This is a genomic window from Blautia sp. MB18-30, assembly GCF_023669475.1.
GTDB lineage: Bacteria > Bacillota > Clostridia > Lachnospirales > Lachnospiraceae > Blautia_A > Blautia_A fusiformis.
Genome location: NZ_JAMOYY010000004.1, coordinates 14,213 through 37,825, shown reverse-complemented (window position 1 = coordinate 37,825; position 23,613 = coordinate 14,213). Strand labels below are relative to the sequence as shown.

Below are 23,613 nucleotides of genomic sequence, written 5' to 3'. Positions count from 1 at the left end.
TATGAGGAATGAGGTATAGATTATGAAACTGACAACAGTGAAAGAGATTTACAGAAACCGTGAACAGTATCTCGACAAAGAGATCACCGTAGGTGGATGGGTACGAAGTGTTCGTGATTCCAAGGCGTTTGGATTCATCGTACTTCATGATGGAAGCTTTTTTGAAACTCTTCAGATCGTATATCACGATAACATGGAGAATTTCGCAGAGGTTTCCAAGCTGAACGTTGGAGCGGCCATCATTGTTAAGGGAACGCTGGTAGCTACCCCTCAGGCGAAGCAGCCATTTGAGATCCAGGCAACAGAGATATCTGTAGAGGGAGCTTCCGCACCGGATTATCCACTTCAGAAGAAGAGACACAGTCTTGAATACTTAAGGACTATGACACATTTAAGACCGAGAACAAATACTTTTCAGGCTGTATTTCGTGTACGTTCTCTCTGTGCATATGCGATCCATAAATTTTTCCAGGAGAGAGGCTTTGTCTATGTGCATACACCGCTGATCACAGGAAGTGACTGTGAAGGTGCAGGAGAGATGTTCCAGGTAACAACACTGGATCCGAAGAATATTCCGCTGACAGAGGATGGAAGTGTTGATTATTCACAGGATTTCTTCGGAAAGGAGACAAACCTTACCGTAAGCGGACAGCTGAACGGAGAGACTTATGCACAGGCATTCCGCAATATCTACACATTCGGACCGACCTTCCGTGCTGAGAATTCCAACACTACCCGTCATGCAGCTGAGTTCTGGATGATCGAGCCTGAGTGTGCGTTTGCAGACCTTCAGGACGCTATGGAGCTTGCAGAGGCTATGCTGAAATACGTGATCCGTTATGTCTTTGAGAATGCACCGGAGGAAATGAACTTCTTCAATTCCTTCATTGACAAGGGGCTTCTTGACAGACTGGACCATGTGCTTAATTCTGAATTTGCACATGTGACCTATACAGAGGCTGTTGAGATCCTTGAGAAGAACAATGACAAATTTGATTACAAGGTATTCTGGGGATGTGATCTTCAGACAGAGCATGAGCGCTATCTGACAGAGCAGGTCTACAAGAGACCGGTATTTGTTACAGATTATCCGAAGGAGATCAAGGCATTCTACATGAAACTCAACGAGGATGGAAAGACAGTTGCGGCTATGGACTGTCTGGTGCCGGGAATCGGAGAGATCATCGGAGGAAGCCAGAGAGAGGATGACTACGACAAGCTGAGAACACGTATGGATGAGCTGGGTCTGAAACCGGAGGATTACGATTTCTATCTGGATCTTCGTAAATATGGTTCCACACGTCATTCCGGCTTTGGTCTTGGATTTGAGAGATGTGTCATGTACCTTACAGGTATGGGCAACATCCGTGACGTGATCCCATTCCCGAGAACTGTAAAGAACTGCGATCTTTGATCAGAACACTTTTGCACAGCAGGACGTTCTGTGCTCCTGAGATCAGAGAACAGCAGAGAGAAATTGGCAACAGGTATTGATATGTGTGACTGACACACAAGGGAGAACATTATGAGATTTATTCATCTTGCAGACGTGCATCTGGGCGCGGTTCCCGACAGGGGCTGCCCGTGGAGCAAAGAGCGGGAGGAAGAAATCTGGAGCACTTTCCGCCGGGTTATTGCGGGCATCCGCGAAGATCCGGTGGATTTGCTATTTATATCCGGAGATCTGTTCCACCGCCAGCCTCTTATGAGAGAGCTTAAGGAAGTAAATTATCTGTTTTCCACTATCCCGGATACCAGAGTGTATCTGATGGCAGGAAATCATGATTTTATAAGCAGAGATTCTTTTTATAATACGTTTGAGTGGAATTCCAATGTTATATTTTTCAGGAGCAGGGAACTGACCTGCGTTAAAGATCCAAGGCTTGATGTCTATGTATATGGACTGAGTTACTATGACCGGGAAATAAAAGACGGACTTTATGATCAGGCTGTCCCTGTCCAGAAAGAAGGAATCCATATTCTGCTGGCCCATGGCGGCGATGAGAAGCATATTCCTCTCAGTGCAGCAGCTCTGGCGGCGTCAGGCTTCGATTATGTGGCGTTAGGGCATATCCACAAGCCGCAGATCCTGATCCGTGACCAAGCGGCCTTTTCCGGGGCTCTGGAGCCCATTGACAGGAATGATACAGGGGAACATGGATATATGGAGGGACGACTGATTAACGGAAGGATCCGTACAGAGTTCGTTCCCTTTGCCTGTCGTTCCTATCAGCAGCTGGTAATGACACTTCACGAGGAAACTACACAGATATCTCTGGAAGAAGCGGTAAAATCCCAGATTTTCCGCAGAGGAGGAAGGAATATCTACAGGATCGTTCTTCAGGGAATGCATTCGCCGGATCTTCTTCTGATCCCTGAGAAACTGAAAAGTCTCGGAAATGTTACCGATGTTGTGGATGAATCCTGGCCGGCGTATGATCTTGGTGAGCTCTACAAACGCTACAGCGGTACTCTGATCGGTGATTATATCGGCTATTTTCTGGCCAAAAAGGGTATGGATACCGTGGAAAAAAAGGCGCTGTATTATGGGCTTCAGGCATTGCTTGAGACAGGCAGCCGGCGATAAAGGGGCAGCACAGGAGGATAGCATAAGATGGTTATCAGACGTTTAAAAATAAAAAATTTCGGGAAGATCCGGGACAAGGATATGGAGCTTTCGCCTGGGATCAACGTACTTTACGGTGAAAATGAGAGTGGAAAAACTACCACACATACATTTATCCGCTCCATGTTTTACGGCGTTCGCAGACTGCGGGGAAAGGCTGCTCTGAACGATACATATACAAAATATGAACCATGGGAAAATCCGGCAGAATATGGTGGGATCATGTGGTTCACAAGCAAGGGGAAGAAGTATCGTCTAACCAGGAATTTTTATAAAGAAAAGAAGCTGGGAGAGCTTCTCTGTGAAGATGATGGCAGTCTTGTGGATGCGGAACAGGGAGCTCTTGGGACTATTCTGGGAAATGTAAGTGAGGCAGTTTATGATAATACGGTGTCTGTGGCACAGCTGAAAAGCGTTACAGGAAAAGATCTCGTACGTGAACTGCAGAATTACATGGCCAGCTATCAGGGAACCGGTGACAGTTCCATTGACATGGGACGAGCCATGCAGATGCTGAAAATGTCCAGAAAAGGATATCTGACAGAAGCGGCCCGGCGAAAAAAGGAGCTGGAAAAGGAAAAAGAAAAGATTTCCGCAAACATGGAATATATCCGCAGAGAGATCCGTGAACTGGATGAGAAGCGTGATCGGATCATGCAGCAGCAGGACGGGATGAACATAGGGACCAGAGAACGGAGTACTGAGGATCTTCTTGAGCTTCGGATCGATCGTGTAAAAAGAAGGCGGGAGCTGGCGGATGCAGTTCTGGCAGTTGTGCTGCTTGGTGGGATTGCCGGTACCAGCTGCCTGGCGGCTTTTTCCGGGCAGGTCATTTTCAGCGTTCTGGCAGGCGTGGCAACTGCGGCGATTTCTGTAGCGGCATTGTTTTTTCGCATACGGCTCAGCAGGGAGCTGAATAAGAGAGAACGTCAGAGAGAGCGCTGGCTTTCCAGACATGAGGAGCTGACCTGGAACCGGAACAGTCTGGACAGTGACTACGAAGAGAAGCATACAGCGCTGGAGAACCTGCAGGCAGAGTTGACGGAATGTGAAGAAAACACAGAAGTGATCACTCCGGAGGAAACGGAGATCCAGGCGCTGAATATGGCTATGGAGACGATTGAGGCACTTTCCGGAAACATTACGGATCAGGTAGGGGTCCGTCTGAAAAAACGTACATCTGAGATATTAAGTGAGATCACCGGTGGCAGATACCACGAGGTTCTGATGGATGAGGCACTGCATATGTCTGTGAACACAGGGGAGCGTATCGTATCCATTGAGAGACTGAGCCGCGGGACACTGGAGCAGATTTATTTTGCCCTTCGTATGGCAGCAGGAGAGCTTTTCTGCAAAGAGGAACCGTTCCCTGTGATCCTGGATGATGTATTTGGCATGTATGATGAAGAACGTCTTGCAGCGGCTCTCAGGTGGCTGCATAAAGAAAACAGACAGGTGATCATAAGTACCTGCCATAAAAGAGAAATGGAGATCCTGGATAAAGAGAGGATTCCCTATCAGAAGCTTCCTATGTGAGCTTTTGCAGGAAGATTTCAGCATAAAGATCAAAAGCAAAGCAGACAGCAGATGCGGATCATGGATATCCGTCTGTTACAGAAATATAAAGCGGCTGCGCTTTCTGAGAGACTGTTATATCGTTCTCAGAAGGTGCAGCCGCTTTGCGTGCGTTATGATTTATTTATTTATTTCTCATGCTGGCTCATGTAATTTGTTACGCAGCGTTTGATTCTGTCTACCGGATTCAGAAGGTGGCTGACAGAGGTATCATGGTTCAGCGTATCAATGATCAGAGCAATATATTTACTCATATCGCAGCTGATGTAGTATGGCTTCTCAAGAAGCTCCGGTGACTGATAAACCAGGTTAGTAGTAAGGAGCTTGTCGAAGTAGCCCTTCTTGTAAGCATCGTCAAATTTATCAAGACCATCGGTAAAGAATCCGAAGGTAGAGCAGATGTAAACTCTGCCTGCTCCTTTCTCTTTCAGGAGAGACGCAATCTTAATGATCGTATCACCGGAGGAGATCATATCATCGATCAGGATCATATCCTTGCCCTCGATCTTTGGTCCGAGGAATTCATATGCTGCGATCGGATGACGGCCGTTTACATATCTTGAGTAATCCAGACGTTTATAGTACATACCCATATCAACACCGAGGACATTGGCGAGATAGATCGCACGGTTCATGCTTCCTTCGTCCGGGCTGATCGTCATGAAATGATCCTTGTCGATATGAAGTCCCTTTTCATTATTAAGAAGAGCCTTGATGAACTGGTAGGATGGCTGTACAGTCTCAAAACCATGAAGAGGAGTCGCATTCTGTACACGGGAATCATGTGCATCAAAGGTGATGATATTCTCAACACCCATATCGATCAGCTCATGAAGTGCATTGGCACAGTCAAGAGACTCTCTTCCGACACGTTTGTCCTGGCGACTCTCATAGAGATATGGCATGATCACGTTGACTCTGCGGGCTTTTCCGCCTACAGCGGCGATAACACGCTTCATATCCTGGAAATGATCATCCGGGGACATAAGATTCGTGTAAGGTCCGATCGGATAGGATAAGCTGTAATTTGTTACATCTACCATTACGTAGATATCATCACCGCGGACAGATTCGTTGATGGTGCATTTACCCTCACCGGAGCCGAAACGTGGAGTCTTGGCGTCAATAATGTAAGAATCGCGCTTGTATCCCTCGAATGCAAAGGAGTCCATTCCAGGATACTGTCTTTCGGCACGCCATTTGACCAGCCAGTCATTCACCTTCGCGCCTAATGAGCTGCAGCTCTGAAGGGGAATCAGTCCAAGTCTTCCTACCGGGAGTGTGGAAAAATCTTTTGTATTTACCTGTGCCATTTTAATTTCCTCCTAAAAATATTTTCTGTATACGGATGTCTTTCCCGATCAACGATATCATCTGATAGTTGCTGGCAATTCGGGAAAATGTTCTCTCGGAATAGGTATCCGAGAAATTTTTGAGCGTCAGATTCGTGGAAATGATCGTGGATTTCCTGCGCATGATCCGCTCATTGAGACAGAGAAAAAGCTGTGAAGATACGAAACTGTTGGTAAGCTCCGTTCCCAGGTCATCAATGATCAGAAGATCACAGTCATAGATCAGTTCCTCGTCTGTGCCGGTATCTTTTCGGGAAAAAGAATTCGTAGCCATCATATCAAAAAGATCGTAGGCGGAAAAGTACAGGACACAGTGGGTGGATCTGAGAAGCTCTCGGGCGATGCAGTGTGAAAGAAAGGTTTTTCCCACACCGGTATCACCATATAAAAACAGGTTTTCAAATTTATGGTCGAAGTTCTGCACAAAGCGCTGTGCAGTGTCATAGGCCCGTCTGGCTGTTTCCAGGGCAGACAGTCCCGTGGCTTCGTTTTTTATTGTAGCAGAATAATAGTCAAATGAAAAGCTGTCAAAATTCTCTTTTTCGAGAATTTCATTCAGATTGGACTGTGCATAAAGCAGTTCGATCTCAGCTTTTTTAAAACAGGTGCATTTTCGGCTGCCGATATAGCCGGTATCCTGACAGTCAGGGCAGGTGTAAGGCATCTCCAGATAGTCTCCGGGAAAGCCGTTTGCAACAAGAAGGGTGATCCGTTCATCGGAAAGCTCCTGGATGGCTGCCTTCAGATCCGAAGTTCCCTTTTCTTCGCCGTTTAAAAGGCGACGGACTTTGTCAGCACTTAAAGTTGCCACCTCGTCATCAATCTCTTTCAGACGGGGGATCTTTCCGTAGGCTTCGGCTGTGTGCTCCTCCAGAATACGGTGGTTCTGTGCCTGCCGGCGGCTGTATTCTCTCATTATAGTATCATATTGAAAATTCTGTAAAGGCATAAAGCGCTCCTTCCAGGTTCTGTTACTGATTATTTAAAAGACGTTTCTCATATTCCGCAAAATCATAATCACGCTGGTGGAAATTATTGAAGCGGTTGCTATTCTGAGGCTGAGTCTGGGGCTGCTTCTTCCTGGAAACGGATTTCTCAAGCTGGCGTTTTTTGTGTGCGGCATCCAGAAGCCGGATATCCTCCAGCGTATGTACGTTTTTCTTTTTCCAGCCGGAGAGGATCTTATCTGCATATTGGAAACTGGGCTGTCCGGTGGAAAGGACAGTACGGCTACAGGCTTCCTGGATCAGCTCCAGATCAAAACCGTAGGTCTTGCGCCAGGTATCAATGTAAGTGATCTCGTTATCAACAGGATTGCGGCCGCTGATCCCCATAGCCTTCAGGATCGTGTAATAATCCTTGGAAAAACGGGAGCTGGCATCCCGGGCCATCTCGACGGTGGTGATGCCGTCTTTTGCCCAGGCGAGTGCAACAGTTTCAATATAACGCATACTCTTGCGGCCTCTGGAAACACAGTATTCCACCAGATATTCGATGAGATCCGCAGACATATGGAGTTCATCATAGAAAAAAAGGATCTTCTGCATTTCTGTAGGCGTCAGTGTTTTGGTCAGATACTGCTCTGTGATATAGAGAAGCTGACTGATCTCTTCGTTTTGCTTAAGTTCTCTGATCCGGTCAGGAGTGAGACTGAGAATGTAATCAGCGGAGCTTGGGACTCCCGGATCCGTGTTCCCGGAAACGGAAGCAGAATTGCCGGAACCGGTGAAAGTATCCACGGAAGCGCTGCTCTCTCTATGACCGGTATCCGCAAAGGGTTCCAGCAAAGTGATCCCGGAAAGCTTCTGATCTGCAGTATAGGTTAATGCGATCAGTTTCTCACCTTCCCAGTATTTCAGCGCACGGGAAATATCTCTTTCCGTGCAGAAAAGGCTGTCTGCCATATGCTCCAGGCTGAAAGAAGAAGGAGCGGCAGATACCATCCGGAGAAGGTAGATATATACCTTTACGAACTCCCCGTTGGCACGAGGCATGAAATTGTCAATAAAGCGATTGGAAAGAATCGTTACCTCCAGTTCAGAGGAATTCTGAAGTGAAATCAGGCTCATGATCAGCAGCTCCCTTTCTAAAATACAGCAGATATTTCAGGTGATATCCCAAAGTCCGCCATGCTAAAAAGGATTATAGCACAACCGCTTTTACTTGAGAATAGTCTATTTTCACAGAAGTTGTGCACTAATTTCCATGTGGAAAATGTGGATAGTGTGGAAAACTTTGAGGATAACATTATCAGCAACTAACAAAAACCTTAATTTTGTAAGAAAAATGCGGTATTTGTTGAATTTGGCTGTTGAATTATGTCAAGTAGGTTATACACAAAAAAATCCACATGCCAGGCACGTCTGAAATGTGCATAAGCATGTGGATAATGTGGATAATTATTTTCCGAGAAGGTGTTCTCCAATATTTACAACGTCTCCGGCGCCCATAGTTATCAACAAATCACCATGTGCACAACTTTTTAAGAGGAAGCTCTCGATCTCATCAAAAGTCGGGAAATATTCGCAGGGGGTTCCAAGTTCCTGGATCTGTTTCTGGAGATCCTGGGAAGAAATACCAAGATTGTCTGTTTCACGTGCGGCATAAATATCAGCCAGTACAACATGATCGGCCAGAGTCAGCGCTTTTGCAAATTCCGGAAGAAGAGCTTTGGTACGTGTGTAGGTATGAGGCTGGAATACACACCATACCTTCTGATGCGGATAATTCTTTGCAGCATGAAGGGTTGCCTCGATCTCGGTTGGATGATGTGCGTAATCATCAATGATGGTAATACCGCCGATCTCACCTTTATACTGGAAACGACGGTCTGTACCGGTAAAGCTTCCGAGACCTTTGACGATCACATCATTCGGAAGGTCCAGAAGGCGTCCTACGGCAATGGCGGCCAGTGCATTGGATACGTTGTGGATACCCGGTACACGCAGATAATAGCTGCCGATCTTTTTGCCACGGAAGAGAACGGAGAAGGAAGGATGTCCGTATTTATCCCAGGTAATGTCTGCTGCGGTGTAATCGGCATCGTGCTCCAGACCATAGGTAAGAACATTGCATGGAAGCTCCCGGGTGATCGTCTCATACTCCGGTGTGTCGGCGTTGATGATCAGAGTGCCGTCAGCAGGGAGAAGCTCTGCAAATTTCCGGAAGGAATGGCGGATGTCATCGATGTCCTTGAAGAAATCCAGATGATCGGCATCCATGTTCAGGATCACACTGATCTTAGGGAAGAAGCTTAAAAAGCTGTTGGTGTATTCGCATGCCTCTGTGATAAAGGTCTCAGAATTTCCAACGCGGATGTTTCCGTGGATAGCAGGAAGGATTCCGCCAACACTGATGGTAGGATCACAGTCACCCTCAAGAAGGATATGGGAAACCATGGAAGTAGTAGTGGTTTTTCCGTGGGTTCCGGAAATTGCGATCGGTGTATCGTAGTTCCGCATGATCTGTCCCAGAAGCTCTGCGCGGGTGAGCATTGGAAGCCCTTTTTCTTTCGCACAGGCAAATTCCGGGTTGTCCGGGTGGATCGCTGCTGTATAGACAACCACATCTACATCATCCTTGATGTTGGAAGCGCGCTGTCCGTAATAGATCACAGCGCCACGTTCTTCCAGTGTGCGGGTCAGCGGGCTGGATTTGGCATCGGAACCGGAAATCCGGAAATTTTCTTCCAGAAGGATCTCGGCAAGGCCGCTCATGCTGATGCCTCCGATCCCGATGAAATGAATATGGAGCGGTTTATGAAAGTCTATCTGATACATAATAATCTCCTTATATATATGTTATTTTCGTAGCTCTTTTGTCTGTTTTATTATAACGCCAACAGAAACAATTGAAAAGTGGTTCTTTTGGCTAAAAAAGCGGTTTTTTCCGGAATATAAAAGTAACCAGAAAATAACATCGAAAAATGTTGAAAATTACCAGAGAAATGAAAAAAATGATGAGTCTTACCAATTTATAATATACAATAGCGATAAAAAAAGTAAAATACAGCTAAAATAATTGTAAAAAATGTTCACTAATACAGTGAAGTATGCTATAATGGAATAATCATAACATACAAGAGGTGATCGCATGATTAAGAAAGAGATGATTGCCATGCTCTTGGCCGGTGGGCAAGGCAGCAGGTTAGGAGTTTTGACAGAAAAGGTTGCAAAGCCGGCAGTCGCTTTTGGTGGTAAATATCGTATCATCGATTTTCCACTGAGCAATTGTATTAACTCGGGAATTGACACGGTGGGTGTGCTGACACAGTACCAGCCTCTCCGCCTGAATACACATATCGGTATCGGTATTCCGTGGGATCTTGACCGCAATGAAGGCGGTGTCACAGTCCTTCCTCCGTATGAGAAGAGCACAAGCAGTGAATGGTACACAGGAACTGCCAATGCGATCTATCAGAATCTGGCTTATATGGAGCAGTATAACCCGGATTATGTACTGATCCTTTCCGGTGACCATATCTATAAGATGGATTACGAAGTGATGCTGGATTTCCACAAGGCGAACAAGGCAGATATTACGATCGCGTGTATGCCGGTTCCCATTGAGGAAGCCAGCCGTTTTGGTATTATGGTTACTGATGAGAGCAGCCGTATTACTGAGTTTGAGGAGAAGCCGGAGCATCCAAGCAGCAATCTTGCATCCATGGGTATCTATATTTTCTCATGGCCGGTTCTGAAGGAAGCACTGATCGCCCTGAAGGATCAGAATGGCTGTGACTTCGGTAAACATATCCTTCCGTACTGTAAAGAGAAGGGGCAGCGCCTTTTTGCTTATGAGTACAACGGCTACTGGAAAGATGTAGGAACTCTTGGTTCTTACTGGGAAGCAAATATGGAGCTGATCGATATCATTCCGGAGTTTAATCTTTATGAGGAATTCTGGAGGATCTACACCAAGGGAGATGTGATCCCGCCACAGTATATTTCCGCAGATGCAGTTGTGGACAAGTGTATCATCGGTGAGGGAACAGAAATCTATGGTGAAGTACATAATTCAGTGATCGGTCCGAATGTTATCATCGGTAAGGGCAGTGTGATCCGTGATTCTATTATCATGAAGAATACAGCAGTTGGTGAGAACGTTGTTATGGATAAAGCCATCGTGGCAGAAGATGTTGTCATCGGAAATAATGTTGTGATCGGATGCGGCGAGGAGGCACCGAATGTTCTGAAACCGGCTGTATATTCCTTTGGACTTGTGGCTATCGGCGAAAACAGCGTGATTCCGGACAGTGTCAAAATCGGTAAGAATACCGCTATCGCCGGTGTTACAACAAAAGAAGACTACCCTGACGGAGAACTGGCAGCCGGCCAGGTAATTGCAGCAAAGGACGGTGGGAAAGAATGAGAGCGATAGGTATTATTTTGGCAGGCGGTAATAATAACCGCATGAGAGAATTATCAAACAAAAGAGCAATCGCGGCAATGCCTATTGCAGGAAGTTACCGCGCGATCGACTTTGCCCTCAGCAACATGGCAAATTCACATATCCAGAAAGTTGCTGTGCTGACACAGTATAATGCCCGTTCCCTTAATGAGCATTTAAGTTCATCCAAATGGTGGGATTTCGGAAGAAAACAGGGAGGACTTTATGTCTTTACTCCAACCATTACCAGAGATAACAGCTTATGGTATCAGGGTACTGCAGATGCGATCTATCAGAACCTGAGCTTTTTAAAGAACAGTCATGAACCCTATGCGGTGATCGCTTCCGGCGATGGAATCTACAAGCTGGATTACAATAAAGTCCTGGAGTATCATATCGCAAAGCGGGCAGATGTTACCGTTGTATGTACTACATGCAAGGATCAGAGCCAGGTTGAGAGATTTGGTGTTCTTCGCATGAATGAGGACTGTCGGATCGAGGAATTTGAGGAGAAACCGATCGTTTCCTCCTATAATACGGTATCTACTGGTATCTATGTCATCCGAAGAAGGCAGCTGATCGAACTGATCGAGCGTGCTGCCCAGGAAGGAAGGCATGATTTTGTAAATGATATTCTTATCCGTTACAAAAATCTGAAGAGGATTTACGGATATAAGATTGATAACTACTGGAATAATATCTCTACTGCAGAGGCTTATTATCAGACAAATATGGATTTCCTGAAACCGGAGATCCGGAACTATTTCTTCAAACAGGAGCCGGCGATCAAAACCAAGATCGCAGATGTACCTCCTGCTAAGTACAATCCGGGTGCAACTGTGAAGAACAGTCTGGTGTCCAGCGGATGTATCATCAACGGAACTGTGGAGAATTCTGTTCTGTTCCGTGATGTATTTGTAGGAAATAACTGTGTGATCAAAAACTCTGTGATCCTTAATGACGTATATCTTGGAGATAATACGCATATTGAGAATTGCATTGTTGAGAGCCGGGATACCATCCGGGCGAATTCATATTACTGCGGCGAAGAAGGAGAAGTGAAGATCGTCGTAGAGAAAAACGAACGCTACGTATTATAAATGCGGAAGATCAGTTTTCCGCAGATACGGTTAGCGAAATGAAAGGGGCAAGTAGCAATGAATATTACAGATGTACGTGTGAGGAAGGTAGCAAAAGAAGGGAAAATGAAGGCCGTTGTGTCTGTCACAATAGATGATGAGTTTGTGGTACATGACATCAAGGTGATCGAAGGTGAGAAGGGGCTGTTCATCGCAATGCCAAGCCGTAAGGCAAGCGACGGTGAATATCGTGACATCGCACATCCGATCAATTCAGCAACAAGAGAGCAGATCCAGACGATCATCCTGGACAAGTATCAGGAAGTAATGGCTGAGGAAGCTGAGAATGAGGTTCTTATGGAGGCTGCGGAGTAAGAGAAGTAGCTTCAGGGGGGATTACATCAGAGAAGTATTCTCGTAGCTGATGATCTTTGGATTGAAACAGCATAGAATAAAAACTGCCGTTTTACAGATAAATCTGTGAGAGGGCAGTTTTTTTATGCTCCGGAAAACAAAAAAACGCTTTTCAGTTCATAAAAATTTAAATTATTACGTATTTGTTACAGAAATAAAATAAAATTATTGCTTTTTATGAAAAATGTGTTATACTAGAATCCATGAAAGGACGAAAGGTGTTTATATGAAGAATAGAAAAGTTTTCACATTACTGCTTACAGGTATGCTGACCCTTTCCATGGGAAGCACCGTATATGCATCAGGTACAGACGCTGCGATCGCAGAGGCACAGGCGGAGAAACAGGCCGCTGAGGAGGGTCTTGCGCAGGTACAGAGCAGCATCGGCACACTGGAGAGCAAGAAGCAGGAGCTGGAGAGCTATCTGGCTGATTTAAACGCACAGTATGAGGATCTTACCAACAGCATTTCTGAGCTTAGTATCCAGGCTGCTGAGAAGGAAGATGAATTAAATAAAGTAAAAAAAGAACTGAAAAAAGCAAAGAAAGCTTCTGCAGATCAGTATGAATCCATGAAGCTTCGAATCGCATATATGTATGAAAATGCCGGAACTTCCGCACTGGAGACACTGCTTTCTTCCGAAAGCCTTGCAGAATTCCTCAATCGCGCGGAGAATGCGATACAGATTTCTACATACGACAGAGACATGCTGGATAAATATGTGAGTCTTCAGAAGAATATCCAGGAGAATGAGAAAAAGGTTGAGACGGAGTCCGCAGAGATCGATGATCTGATGACGGAGCGTGCAGCTAAACAGCAGGAAGTGCAGTCCATGGCTTCCAGCACAAGCGATGATATTAACTCTTATGTAAACCAGATCAGCGCCAGCCAGGAAGAGGCTCAGCAGCTGATGGCAGATATCAGTAATGCAGACAGCAGTATTACCGCTCTGGTACAGCAGGCAGAGGCGGAGAAGGCTGCAGAAGAGAAAGCTAAGGCTGAAGCGGCAGCAGAGGCTGAGAGACAGGCAGCAGAAGCGGCAGCCCAGGAAGAAGCCGATCAGGATAACGAGGACAGTGAAGAGGCTGATTCTGACGATGATTATGGCTATGATCCGGAGGAGGATACAACCGAGTCTTCCAGTAGCTCTACAAGTACAGACATTGTTGTAGAGGAGGAAGAGGAAGCGGATGATGTACAGTCCGGAAGTTCCGAAGATGTTTCCGAGGACAGCTCCCAGGAGGAGGTTTCTGAGGAGGTTTCCAATGATGAGACAGCTTCCGAGGAGACGGAAGATGCCTCTGCGGATACGTCCGATTCCGGTTCTTTCAGTCAGGGAACATATCTTGGAAACTTTACACTGACCGCATACTGCAACTGTGCACAGTGCTGCGGTACAGCCGGCAATCTTACAGCCAGCGGAACAGTTCCGACAGCAGGACGTACCGTTGCTATGGCAGGTGTTCCGTTTGGGACCAAGCTTCTGATCAACGGCACTGTTTATACGGTAGAGGATCTGGGAACTCCTTACGGACATGTGGATATCTATTGTGGAAGCCATTCTGAGGCATTAAGCTTCGGACTTCAGTCTGCAGATGTATATCAGGTGGGCTGATCCGGAAAAATCCATAGGAGAATATTTAAGAGAAACACAGCGCTGCAGGATCGTATGCTGATCCCTGCAGCGCTGCTTTTGTATGCATGACGCAGATATGTGTTTCGTGAAGTGTAGTGTGTGGAAATTCACAAATTTCCTGCAATCCGGAGATTTTACAGATACGGCGTACCCGGGATCTCCGGATAGGTTCCCATACCGATGAGAAGCTCAAGGCCTGTCTGACGGCCTTCCAGTACAGCAGCTTTTACAGCACTGGCATCACCGGAGATGGCGATGATCACTTCATTGGAATGACTGGTACCGATATTCGGAGTCATATATTGTGTAATGGATACTGCTGCGGATTTCACGGCATTATCTGCCATCACAAGACCGATAGCAGCCGGAGAACCTGCCATGAAACCAAATGCTTCACCCAGAGGTGTGCCGAAGGCTTTATGGATAGCAGGACCTGCACTTGCGGAAAAAGCAAACTCCAAGTGGCCGGATTCGCTGATGTAGACCTCACCTGCATATTTGTTAGTCAGTTCCAGAGCCAGAGAAATGGCGTGACGCACGTCGGATACATCATTTCCGCCAAGGACGATATAGTTTCCATGACCGCCCCAGCCCTTGGTGTCTCTTGGAAGTTCAATGGAAAGGACTTCTGTATTTGTGGCTTTTACTGCATCGTCAATAGCTGTGATCTGACCGGCAGCGCCTGTTCGGGAACTGAAAAGCCCCAGACAGTGGTATTGGGTACCTACGTTCATCTTTTTAAGCAGAGAATCATCAACTCCGGAGATCACGAGTCCGATTGTGTCAAGGACTGCGGTCCCTACAAATTCAGTCCGTGTGCAGTTGGTGCTGATGTTATGAATATCGTGTATATCCATGTGGAAAAATCCCCCTTTTTGCTGAAAACTCATTGGTTTCAGTATAGCATCAGAGAGGGGAATTTGAAAGTGAAAATTGACAATATCATTTGTAAATGGCAGGTTTACATAGTTGTAAACGGCATTGCAAAATGTAAACTTAAAAAATAAAATTAAGTTGACATTAAAATCCTGCTGTGTTAAATTGTTAACAGCGAAAGAGCGGATATCATTTATAAAGGACAGGAATGATCTTCCGACAGGAAAAGCAGAAAAGGAAAGAGAGGATACAGATTATTATGACAACAGTGGCAGCAGGCAGAAGCAAGACGTATGATCTTGTTTACATTGCAGTTTTTGCAGTAGTGATGGCAGTTTGCTCATGGATTTCCATTCCGGCACAGGTACCGTTTACTCTGCAGACATTCGGAGTATTTATGGCAGTTGGTGTGCTTGGAGGAAAAAGAGGAACTCTGGCAGTTCTGGTTTACGTTCTTCTTGGAGCAGTAGGAGTTCCGGTTTTTGCAGGATTTTCCGGAGGCATTGGAGCTCTTCTCGGAAATGCAGGTGGATATATCATTGGATTTATCTTTTCCGCACTTGTTATGTGGGCAATTGAGCACGTTTTTGGCAGAAAGCCGGTTGTTCAGATCATTTCCATGGTCGTTGGACTGATCGTATGCTATGCCTTTGGAACCGCATGGTTTATGTTTGCTTACACAAGAAGCACAGGTCCGGTAGGTCTTATGGCAGTTCTTGGCTGGTGTGTGTTCCCGTTTATCATTCCGGATCTTATCAAGATCGCACTGGCTTATGTTTTATCAGGAAAGGTACGTAAATATGCAAGATAAAAGCAGTGCTGCGGCATATGCTTCTGATGAGGGCACAGAGGAAATAGTCATTCCTCTGCGCCCTCATCATGGTATGTGCCTGGCGTATTTTAAGGGGGAAGGCTACAGTAACGGTTTTACTGCACATATGGCCGAGATGCTGAAGATTTTTCTGGAGGGAAAGAAAATAAGGCTTCATGTGGATACGGATGAGATCTGCTCTGCCTGTCCGAATAATCTGGGCGGACATTGTGAAGCCGGAGATAAAGTGGCAGAGTATGACAATGCCGTGCTGGAAAAATGTGGACTGAAGGCCGGACAGACATTGCACTTCAGTGAATTTACAAAAAAAGTCCAGGAAAAAATCCTTGCGGCAGATAAACGTAAGGAAATCTGTGGAAACTGCCAGTGGAACAGTATCTGCGAAGAACAGAAGAGCCGCTGGGCATAAAAGAAAGCAAAAATATAGAAATATAAAAAAGTATATGATCTGAGAATGCCGGAGGAAATGGCAATGGCTGTTGCATTTCCTGAAATGATGTCTTGGAATATATACTTTTTTTGTTTGAAATATTAGATAATAATATAAATATTTTGAAAACAATTTTTAGTTGAGAAAAAAACAACAATAACCGCGAGGCTTTTTTGCCAGATATGTATAGACAAATAATTTAAGCATTGATAAAATGACGACATGTTAGTTTAGACAAACTAAAGCGTGCTTGACAGAGCACTTCTGCAGAAACTGACATATGTTGAATATCCTGCAGAAGAAATTTCAATTAACCAGAGCAGCTGTAAGGTCATGATCTGGTATAAAGTCGTGTAATATAAAAGACAAAGAGGAGGACAGGTATGCATAAGTGGAAGCTTTTTAAGAAGTCAGCTGCACTCGTTCTGAGTTCAGCGGTGATCGCGTCAGGAGTGCCGGTAACGGCAATGGCGTCTGAGGCGGAAGTTTTTAGTGACGTGTCAGAAGAAACACAAGGAGAGACAGCACAGGAAGAAGGAGAGAACGAGGATTAGGAGTCGGTTTCCCAGGACCAGCTGGAAGTTGGTGAAGCTGATATTCAGTCGGAAGAGCCGGAAGAAAGTGATGCAGAAGCTATTCAGGAAGAAGTAGCAGAAATTTCAGCAGAAGAGATTCAACAGGAAGAGGAACCGCAGATCCAGGAGGATACAGAAGAGGCATTCGGTGATGGAGAAGCATTTATGGCAGAAGCAGGCGAGGTTCTTCAGGATGCTTCTGAGATCACTGTTGCAGGAGTGAAATATCTCTGGTCCATGCAGCCGGCAGAGGGATATACACAGATAGGAACAACAGGCGTTTATGCAAAAGTAGCAGACGGGCAGACAGCTCTGAACGGAAAACTGTACGGAACGACAACTTTAAGTTATTCGGAATTTTATGCCGGGGATACCACTCAGGAGAGCTATGACGCTATCACTTCGGCAACAACGAGTAAAAATCAGATTTTTGCTAATGAGGACAGCACAGAGGTGACCTCTTCCGGATATCAGATCCAGGGTGTGAAGAATGTAAGTGTTGCAGTGGACGCGGAAACCTATGTAGATGCACAGGCGCTGAAAGCTGCTTCCAAGCTTCCGAGAGAGGGTGTCTATACAGAGGCAGCAGATATTACGCTGAATGAAGCGCCGTCACAGGAAACAGGACAGTATAAAACTCTGAATACAGACGGAACATACAGTGCAACAAAATTCGATGTAAAAGCAACGGTCACAGATGCATCCGCCCAGATCCAGGCACCGTCGATCTGGGGTGATTACATGCTGGTGGTAAAAGAAGCCGGCACAAAATATCTTCGCAATTCCAGACAGGGTGATTTTGCTGTAGGCGGAAATACACTGGGAGTGATCCTTGAAACTGCCAGTGGTAAGAAGGTAGGACTTCGTCATACCTATGAAATCTGGGTACAGCCCTACGAACTTGCGTTTTCAGCAGGATCCGGGCTTATCGGGGAAAAAATATCAAAGGTGACTTATATTACTCCGGACGGTTCCTATGTATATGAGTTCGGAGACAAAGCTCCTCTTGTGAAAAAACAGCCTGAAGCAGGAATGAAGGTACAGGCGGCTTTTGTAAAAGAAAATACAACTCAGGTTAAAGTAGATGGCCTTGACAAATATGAAAATCCTAAGGTTTCCGTATACTACACAACAGGAAGTGGTCATGGTAAAAAGACAACATATGTTGTAGATCATGCAGTGGCAGAGAACGGGGTGGTAACCTTTGACAGCAGTGTATCCAGGGCCGGGGATGAGATCTATACGGTTATGATCTCTAGCGATAATTATGTGGATATGAAAAAAAATATCACACTGACAGGTCAGCCGATCACGGTTTCCAATGTTTCCTATTACTGGGTAAAGGGAGCGGTGGATGGATATACACAGATTCCGGGAACAGATATTTATTATAAGGTGGCAAATGGACATCAGGCACTGACAGGAACACTTTACGGTACGGCATCTCTGTCATACGAGGAATTTTATGCAGGAGATGCAACGAGCCGCAAATATGATTCCGTTACATCTGCCACAACCAGAAAAAGCACTGCTTTCGGAAATGCAGATGTTCAGAATCTGACAGAAAATGGCTATGAGATCGCAGGAGTAAAAAAGGTTAATGTAGCTACAGATGCAAAAACGTATGTAGAGGCGCAGATCCTTTCAGAAGCGGGAGAACTTCCGGAAAGCGGAGTATATACAGAAGCAGCAGGGATCACCCTGGGACGTACTCCGACGGTAGAGTCTGGGCAGTATAAAACACTGAATACAGATGGAACATACAGTGCTACAAAATTTAATGTAAAAGCAACTGTGACAGATGCGGAGGCAACACTCAAAACATCTTCTCGCTGGGGAGATTATGAGATTGATGTAAAAGAAACCAGCACAAAATATCTCCGCAATACAAAGAGTGATTCCGATTTTGCAGTTAACTCCGGGATTCAGGGAATGATCCTGGAAACAACAGACGGCGGAAAATATGGCATGCGTCATATGAACGAGATGTGGCTGAAGGTGTATAAGGTTGCCTTTGCAAAAGATACAGGTCTTGAGGGAAAAACCGTAAACAAGATCACGTACATTATGGCAGACGGCGCGTATGTATATGAATTTGCAGATGGTATTTATGTTAAACCGCAGGCAACAGAAGAGATGGCTGTTTCTCCGGAATTTACGGACAGCACCCATGTTAAGCTTGCAAATCTTGATAAATACAAAAATCCGAAGGTATCTGTTTTCTATACAACAGGTGTCGGACATGCTTCAGAGACAACATATCTTGTACAGGATGCAGTAACTACAGATGGAGTGGTTGCTCTGGATTCCACTGTAGCGAGACCGGAAAATGAAACCTATACAGTAAGAGTTTCCAGTGATGGTCATGCAGATGTTTCTGTTCAGCTGGTGTATGGAACGATTGCTTTTAAAGAAAATTCAGGAGTTCTTTATATCGGAAGCTCCAGACAGCTTGAAGCAACAGGCGAGAATTGCAAGGATGTAACATACGCTTCCGATAATGAAACGGTTGCATCTGTGGACGAGAACGGAAAAGTAACTGCGAAAGCAGCAGGAACAGCCGTGATCACAGCAACATCTGCAGCAGGAAAAACTGCACAGTACAAGCTTACTGTAAAAACGCCATCTGTAAAACTGAATGCATCAGCGAAGACGCTTTATGTAAAAGGATCTCCAGCTACAGTGACGCTGAAAGCAACGACCGCAGGTGTTACCGGAAAAGTAACCTATACAAGCAGTAAACCATCTGTTGTAGCTGTAGCCGCAAATGGAAAGGTAACTGCAAAGGCGGCAGGTACAGCTGTGATCACAGCGAAATGCGGAAATTATAAAGCAACCTGCAAGATCACAGTTAAGAAGCCGTCTGTAAAAGCTTCGGCTTCAGCGAAGACTGTATTTGTGGGTGGAACAAGCCAGATCAAAGTGAAAAAAACAGGCGTTAGCGGAAAAGTTACTTATACAAGCAGTAATAAATCCGTTGCAGTGGTAAGCGCAGGCGGAAAAGTAACAGCAAAAAAAGCAGGAACAGCTACAATTACAGTAAAATGCGGAAGCTACAAAGCAACCTGCAGGATCACAGTAAAAAAAGGTAGCCTGAAGATCACATCCAAAACAGCTGTAAGTGTAAAAGCAAAGAAAACAACAGCCATCAAGGCAGTTGCTACTTCAAAGGCAAAGATCACCTACAGAAGCAGCAATACAAAAGTTGCTACTGTAAGCAGCAAAGGTGTTGTTAAAGGTGTGAAAAAAGGAAAAGCTGTTATCTATGTAAGCAGCAACGGAATCACAAAAAAGGTAACAGTTACAGTGAAATAAGCATATATTTCACTTGAATATACTTGATATGTTATAAAGAACCTTTCCCAAAACTGCTTCGGGTCTGCGAAAATGCATGCCCGAAGCAGGAAAAAAGAAAAAATTCGATTTTTTTGAAAAATTTTAATTTTTTCTATTGACAAAGTACAGAAACTCTAATATAATAGCTCTTGCAGTTGAGCAACACACAAACAACTGAAACAGAATAACGAAGCGTGGCTCAGTTTGGTAGAGCGCTGCGTTCGGGACGCAGAGGTCGCAGGTTCAAATCCTGTCGCTTCGACTAACAGCTTGAGAATCCCTTGGTTGAGGGGTTCTTTTTTATGTTTGTACATCCTGGAGCTTTTTTCAGTTGATGGAATGATTTCTCTCGATCTTCATATATATTAACGAAACCGAAATACCGGAGGGACGTGCGTTGGCTGGATATCAGCGTTTTGTTGCGTATGTGTACGAGTATCGGAAAGGAAAAAAAGATGGCAGCAGCGGTTATGTGAGGGTGGAGGCCAGGGATAGAAAATGCCGGGTGGAGGTTCATCTGCGCTGCGTTGGACTGGAGCCTGGAAGTCGGTGCAGAGTGTATGGGTTTGTGCGGCAGGAAGGGCTGATGGATGGTATTTTGATCGGAAGCTGTGTTACCGGGCGGGAACGGATCGAGTGCGCACTGGAGACGGATACAGGGGATATTGGAGGCATGGGAAAAAGTCTTCAGGAGCTTGGAGGACTGCTTCTGATCTCCGATGCCGGCGGATTCTGGGGAACGGAATGGGATGATCAGCCGATCCGGCCGGAGAATTTCCGCGAGTGGAAGAAAAAAGAAACGGAATCTCGGAAGGAAACGGAGAAAACAGGAACGGAATATCAGAAGGCGGCGGAGAAAACAGGCAGAGAGCGGGAAGAAAAGGAAGAAGAAAATCAAAAAGATGGAACCTTGCCAGAAGTGCAGGAAAATCAGAAGGAGTCAGACAGGATCATGACGGTGGAGGAGATTCAGGAGGATGTATTAAAGACATCGGAAACCGGAAATTCATATCAGGCTCCCAGTCCGCATCCGCCGGAGCCACTGCGACCAGGCCAGTCATCACCGCATCCGCCGGAACCACCACGACCAGGCCAGCCGTCACCGCATCCGCCGGAACCACCACGGCCAGGCCAGCCGTCACCGCATCCGCCGAAACCATCGCGACCGGAGCCATCTCGTCCACTTCCGGGAATACCCTGTGATGATCCCTTTAACGACGGCTATTTCACAGACTGCCGCAAGATCAGACCATCGGACTGCAGTGCCTTATGCAGAAAAAACGGCTGCTTCTGCAGCAACCGTTTTGTCATGTACGGATATCAGAATTTCGGCCATCTTCTGCTGTGCAGAAATCCCCGGGGACAGTACATACTGGGGGTACCCGGTGGATACAGCCAGCAGGAACGGTTTATGGCCAATATGTTTGGCTTTCCCTACTTTAAGGAATGTCCGGATATTCATATCCCAGGCGGAAAGGGAGGATACTGGTACTGTTTTATTAACATCTGATCAGAAAAATTTCGGCATCCATGCAGATAAGCAAACAGTTTTGCAAATCCGCAGATCACAGCTCCATACCACGAATTTCTACTACCGGGATCGTCTGAGACAGGATATCCCGGTAGTTTTTCATTTCTTCCTCGGAGCAGGCAGAGAATCCCGGTATCAGAACTCCGTCGGAATCCCGGTAAGCCTGGAGATAATAAGCTTTTGCACCGCTTAACCATCGGCTGATCTCCTGAAAATCTTTTTCGGAATGAAGTTCCCTCACAACTGTTGTACGAAATTCATAATCAAGGTGTCCGTCCAGCAGCCATCCGGCAGTTTCCCGGATCCCATCCAGATCAGCATGTACACCGGTAAGCACATGATAGTTGGAAGGACAGGCCTTGATATCCATGGCAACCTTGTTGATCAGGTCAGCTGCTGCGAGATTTTTTACCACGGAGGGACGGGAACCGTTGGTATCGAGCTTCACATCATAGCCCAGCTCCCTGATCCTGCTGAGAAATTCCGGCAGCTCCGGTGCAAGTGTGGGTTCACCGCCGGAAATACAGACGCCATCGAGAATCCCCTTTCTTTTTTTTAGAAAAGCCAGGATTTCCTCCTGGGAATATTCAGGCTGGGTGTCAGGCTCCACGACAAGAGCTCCATTCTGGCAGAATGGGCAGCGGAAGTTGCAACCGCCTAAGAATATGGTACAGGCTACCCTTCCCGGATAATCCAGCAGGGTTGTTTTGTTAAATCCACATATTTTCATAGGAAAATCCCCTTGTTTCTCTTATTTATGATACTACAAGCATACTCTCCCCCGAAAAAAGCTGCAAGCCTTTTTAACCGAATCAAGTAAGTTTCCTGCGGAGCTGCGAAAAGCAGTAAGCAGAGATGGTGACTTGCTCATGGAAGAAAAAAACATATAATTTATGGGGTACACCTCCTGGGGCTGCATTGACCTTGTCAGCGCATCTACAGCAGAGCTGAAAAAACGCTACGGCTACATCTACGTGGACCGCAACGACGATGGAACAGGTACACGGAACCGTTATAAGAAAAAATCCTTCTATTGGTATAAAGATGTGATCGCTACCAATGGTGAGTCACTTCACAAATAATCTGGCTGCTTGACTTTCCGGAAAAAAGCAGATATAATGCATTCATTGACGCAGACAATGGAGTTCGCGAGAGCTTCCGTTGTCTGCGTTTTTCTGTTATACAATAAGAAAACGCTGCAGAAATTAGTGTGGAAATTTCTGTGGCGTTTTTGGCTGTGTGCAAATATCTGTTTTGCAGCAGATTGACATGAAATACCGGAAAAGCTATAATCGAACGGACAGAAGGCTGAGAGCAGTCTTAGTTTGAACAGATAGAATCCCGGAGCTTTTTCCGGAATGTGAAGTTACAGGAGGAGTAAAAACGTGACAGATCAGGAACGTTTTATGAAAGAGGCAATCCGCCAGGCAAAAAAGGCCCGTGCATTGGAGGAAGTGCCGATCGGCTGCGTGATCGTGCATGAGGGAAAGATCATAGCCAGAGGCTACAATCGTCGCAATACAGATAAAAATACCTTATCCCATGCAGAGCTTAATGCTATCCGAAAGGCAAGTAAAAAGCTGGGAGACTGGCGTCTGGAGGGATGCACCATGTATGTAACGCTGGAGCCTTGTCAGATGTGTTCCGGTGCACTGGTACAGTCCAGGATCGATGAGGTGGTGATCGGCTGTATGAACCCGAAAGCAGGCTGTGCCGGATCTGTGATGAATCTTCTTCAGATCGAAGGCTTTAATCATCAGGTAAAGATTACGGAAGGGGTATTGGAAGAGGAATGCTCCGAAATGCTTTCCGCATTTTTCAGGGAACTGCGGGAGAAAAAGAAGCAGGCAAAAATCCTGAAGAAGCAGGAAGCAGAGCGCCTTGCCGGGCAGACACAGTCAGAGAGAGCAGAACAGAACGAAAAATCCCGGGAGATTTACTCTTGACAGAATCCTGTGAAAAT

Annotated in this window: 19 protein-coding genes, 1 tRNA gene and 1 pseudogene; 15 read left to right on the top strand and 6 right to left on the bottom strand. The window is 45.8% G+C overall.

The window, feature by feature from the left end; genetic code table 11:
• The first annotated feature begins 22 nt into the window (after positions 1 to 22).
• The 3 genes from asnS to NCY57_RS02670 all read left to right on the top strand — a co-directional run bounded on the left by asnS (position 23) and on the right by NCY57_RS02670 (position 4,162).
• Complete coding sequence (gene asnS, locus NCY57_RS02680; RefSeq protein ID WP_173758277.1) at positions 23 to 1,414, top strand: asparagine--tRNA ligase; 1,392 nt, start codon at positions 23 to 25, stop codon at positions 1,412 to 1,414.
• 111 nt (positions 1,415 to 1,525) lie between these two features.
• Positions 1,526 to 2,587: a metallophosphoesterase family protein gene (locus NCY57_RS02675; protein WP_250789456.1), complete on the top strand. Its 1,062-nt coding sequence runs from the start codon at positions 1,526 to 1,528 to the stop codon at positions 2,585 to 2,587.
• A gap of 27 nt (positions 2,588 to 2,614) precedes the next feature.
• Positions 2,615 to 4,162 (top strand): ATP-binding protein, encoded by a 1,548-nt coding sequence (locus NCY57_RS02670; RefSeq protein WP_250789455.1) that lies wholly within the window; start codon positions 2,615 to 2,617, stop codon positions 4,160 to 4,162.
• Positions 4,163 to 4,329: 167 nt separating this feature from the next.
• On the opposite strand, the gene NCY57_RS02665 is transcribed toward NCY57_RS02670, so the two are convergent.
• From NCY57_RS02665 to murC, 4 genes are all read right to left on the bottom strand, one after another.
• The gene (locus NCY57_RS02665; RefSeq protein WP_015525646.1) at positions 4,330 to 5,514 is read right to left on the bottom strand and encodes a ribose-phosphate pyrophosphokinase; all 1,185 of its coding nucleotides are present in this window, start codon (positions 5,512 to 5,514) and stop codon (positions 4,330 to 4,332) included.
• Position 5,515: 1 nt separating this feature from the next.
• Positions 5,516 to 6,502: an ATP-binding protein gene (locus tag NCY57_RS02660; protein ID WP_092072239.1), complete on the bottom strand. Its 987-nt coding sequence runs from the start codon at positions 6,500 to 6,502 to the stop codon at positions 5,516 to 5,518.
• Between the two features lie 22 nt (positions 6,503 to 6,524).
• Positions 6,525 to 7,622 (bottom strand): DnaD domain protein, encoded by a 1,098-nt coding sequence (locus NCY57_RS02655; RefSeq protein ID WP_015525648.1) that lies wholly within the window; start codon positions 7,620 to 7,622, stop codon positions 6,525 to 6,527.
• Positions 7,623 to 7,952: 330 nt separating this feature from the next.
• Complete coding sequence (gene murC / locus NCY57_RS02650) at positions 7,953 to 9,332, bottom strand: UDP-N-acetylmuramate--L-alanine ligase (protein WP_015525649.1); 1,380 nt, start codon at positions 9,330 to 9,332, stop codon at positions 7,953 to 7,955.
• Positions 9,333 to 9,645: 313 nt separating this feature from the next.
• Here murC and NCY57_RS02645 point away from each other — a divergent pair, with 313 nt between their 5' ends.
• The 4 genes from NCY57_RS02645 (at position 9,646) to NCY57_RS02630 (ending at position 14,049) form a co-directional block, all read left to right on the top strand.
• Positions 9,646 to 10,923: a glucose-1-phosphate adenylyltransferase gene (locus NCY57_RS02645; protein WP_059086196.1), complete on the top strand. Its 1,278-nt coding sequence runs from the start codon at positions 9,646 to 9,648 to the stop codon at positions 10,921 to 10,923.
• Positions 10,920 to 12,041 (top strand): glucose-1-phosphate adenylyltransferase subunit GlgD, encoded by a 1,122-nt coding sequence (gene glgD, locus NCY57_RS02640; protein WP_021652857.1) that lies wholly within the window; start codon positions 10,920 to 10,922, stop codon positions 12,039 to 12,041. Before NCY57_RS02645 ends, glgD begins: the two co-directional genes overlap by 4 nt.
• Positions 12,042 to 12,098: 57 nt before the next feature.
• Positions 12,099 to 12,395: a septation regulator SpoVG gene (gene spoVG / locus NCY57_RS02635; protein WP_015525652.1), complete on the top strand. Its 297-nt coding sequence runs from the start codon at positions 12,099 to 12,101 to the stop codon at positions 12,393 to 12,395.
• Positions 12,396 to 12,660: 265 nt separating this feature from the next.
• Positions 12,661 to 14,049 (top strand): PcsB-like coiled-coil domain-containing protein, encoded by a 1,389-nt coding sequence (locus NCY57_RS02630; protein WP_250789454.1) that lies wholly within the window; start codon positions 12,661 to 12,663, stop codon positions 14,047 to 14,049.
• Positions 14,050 to 14,204: 155 nt separating this feature from the next.
• Here the strand turns inward: NCY57_RS02630 and pduB are convergent, their stop codons facing one another.
• Positions 14,205 to 14,927, bottom strand: a complete 723-nt coding sequence (gene pduB, locus NCY57_RS02625; protein ID WP_015525654.1) for a microcompartment protein PduB — start codon at positions 14,925 to 14,927, stop codon at positions 14,205 to 14,207.
• Between the two features lie 278 nt (positions 14,928 to 15,205).
• Here pduB and NCY57_RS02620 point away from each other — a divergent pair, with 278 nt between their 5' ends.
• From NCY57_RS02620 to NCY57_RS02595, 6 genes are all read left to right on the top strand, one after another.
• Positions 15,206 to 15,757, top strand: coding sequence for a biotin transporter BioY (locus NCY57_RS02620; RefSeq protein WP_118607955.1), 552 nt, complete (start codon positions 15,206 to 15,208; stop codon positions 15,755 to 15,757).
• Positions 15,747 to 16,187, top strand: coding sequence for a DUF1284 domain-containing protein (locus NCY57_RS02615; RefSeq protein WP_178818107.1), 441 nt, complete (start codon positions 15,747 to 15,749; stop codon positions 16,185 to 16,187). The genes NCY57_RS02620 and NCY57_RS02615 overlap by 11 nt, the downstream gene beginning before the upstream one ends.
• 404 nt (positions 16,188 to 16,591) lie before the next feature.
• On the top strand, positions 16,592 to 16,762 hold the full coding sequence (locus tag NCY57_RS02610; protein WP_250789453.1) for a hypothetical protein: 171 nt from the start codon (positions 16,592 to 16,594) through the stop codon (positions 16,760 to 16,762).
• 186 nt (positions 16,763 to 16,948) lie between these two features.
• Positions 16,949 to 20,098, top strand: a complete 3,150-nt coding sequence (locus NCY57_RS02605) for an Ig-like domain-containing protein (protein WP_250789452.1) — start codon at positions 16,949 to 16,951, stop codon at positions 20,096 to 20,098.
• A gap of 209 nt (positions 20,099 to 20,307) precedes the next feature.
• Positions 20,308 to 20,381, top strand: a tRNA-Pro gene (locus tag NCY57_RS02600).
• A 135-nt stretch (positions 20,382 to 20,516) separates the two neighbouring features.
• A complete protein-coding gene (locus tag NCY57_RS02595; RefSeq protein WP_250789451.1) occupies positions 20,517 to 21,629 on the top strand; it encodes a DUF6128 domain-containing protein in 1,113 nt (370 codons plus the stop codon).
• 55 nt (positions 21,630 to 21,684) lie between these two features.
• Here NCY57_RS02595 and NCY57_RS02590 read toward each other — a convergent pair whose 3' ends face one another.
• Positions 21,685 to 22,380 carry an anaerobic ribonucleoside-triphosphate reductase activating protein gene (locus NCY57_RS02590; protein ID WP_021650953.1) on the bottom strand — a complete coding sequence of 232 codons (696 nt, stop codon included), beginning with the start codon at positions 22,378 to 22,380 and terminating at the stop codon, positions 21,685 to 21,687.
• Positions 22,381 to 22,543: 163 nt separating this feature from the next.
• Here NCY57_RS02590 and NCY57_RS02585 point away from each other — a divergent pair.
• Positions 22,544 to 22,732 (top strand): annotated as a pseudogene (locus NCY57_RS02585) (family 1 glycosylhydrolase); the annotation flags it as partial.
• 303 nt (positions 22,733 to 23,035) lie between these two features.
• The gene (gene tadA / locus NCY57_RS02580) at positions 23,036 to 23,596 is read left to right on the top strand and encodes a tRNA adenosine(34) deaminase TadA (RefSeq protein WP_330638960.1); all 561 of its coding nucleotides are present in this window, start codon (positions 23,036 to 23,038) and stop codon (positions 23,594 to 23,596) included.
• The last annotated feature ends 17 nt before the right edge of the window (positions 23,597 to 23,613 follow it).

Bases quoted from the DNA above. Each gene is read 5' to 3' on its own strand.
- NCY57_RS02655 (WP_015525648.1), bottom strand. From the start codon at position 7,622: ATGAGCCTGATTTCACTTCAGAATTCCTCTGAACTGGAGGTAACGATT.
- NCY57_RS02675 (WP_250789456.1), top strand. From the start codon at position 1,526: ATGAGATTTATTCATCTTGCAGACGTGCATCTGGGCGCGGTTCCCGAC.
- murC (WP_015525649.1), bottom strand. From the start codon at position 9,332: ATGTATCAGATAGACTTTCATAAACCGCTCCATATTCATTTCATCGGG.
- NCY57_RS02645 (WP_059086196.1), top strand. From the start codon at position 9,646: ATGATTAAGAAAGAGATGATTGCCATGCTCTTGGCCGGTGGGCAAGGC.
- pduB (WP_015525654.1), bottom strand. From the start codon at position 14,927: ATGGATATACACGATATTCATAACATCAGCACCAACTGCACACGGACT.
- NCY57_RS02620 (WP_118607955.1), top strand. From the start codon at position 15,206: ATGACAACAGTGGCAGCAGGCAGAAGCAAGACGTATGATCTTGTTTAC.
- asnS (WP_173758277.1), top strand. From the start codon at position 23: ATGAAACTGACAACAGTGAAAGAGATTTACAGAAACCGTGAACAGTAT.
- NCY57_RS02665 (WP_015525646.1), bottom strand. From the start codon at position 5,514: ATGGCACAGGTAAATACAAAAGATTTTTCCACACTCCCGGTAGGAAGA.
- NCY57_RS02590 (WP_021650953.1), bottom strand. From the start codon at position 22,380: ATGAAAATATGTGGATTTAACAAAACAACCCTGCTGGATTATCCGGGA.
- glgD (WP_021652857.1), top strand. From the start codon at position 10,920: ATGAGAGCGATAGGTATTATTTTGGCAGGCGGTAATAATAACCGCATG.
- NCY57_RS02605 (WP_250789452.1), top strand. From the start codon at position 16,949: ATGGCAGAAGCAGGCGAGGTTCTTCAGGATGCTTCTGAGATCACTGTT.
- NCY57_RS02610 (WP_250789453.1), top strand. From the start codon at position 16,592: ATGCATAAGTGGAAGCTTTTTAAGAAGTCAGCTGCACTCGTTCTGAGT.
- spoVG (WP_015525652.1), top strand. From the start codon at position 12,099: ATGAATATTACAGATGTACGTGTGAGGAAGGTAGCAAAAGAAGGGAAA.
- NCY57_RS02630 (WP_250789454.1), top strand. From the start codon at position 12,661: ATGAAGAATAGAAAAGTTTTCACATTACTGCTTACAGGTATGCTGACC.
- NCY57_RS02660 (WP_092072239.1), bottom strand. From the start codon at position 6,502: ATGCCTTTACAGAATTTTCAATATGATACTATAATGAGAGAATACAGC.
- NCY57_RS02670 (WP_250789455.1), top strand. From the start codon at position 2,615: ATGGTTATCAGACGTTTAAAAATAAAAAATTTCGGGAAGATCCGGGAC.
- NCY57_RS02615 (WP_178818107.1), top strand. From the start codon at position 15,747: ATGCAAGATAAAAGCAGTGCTGCGGCATATGCTTCTGATGAGGGCACA.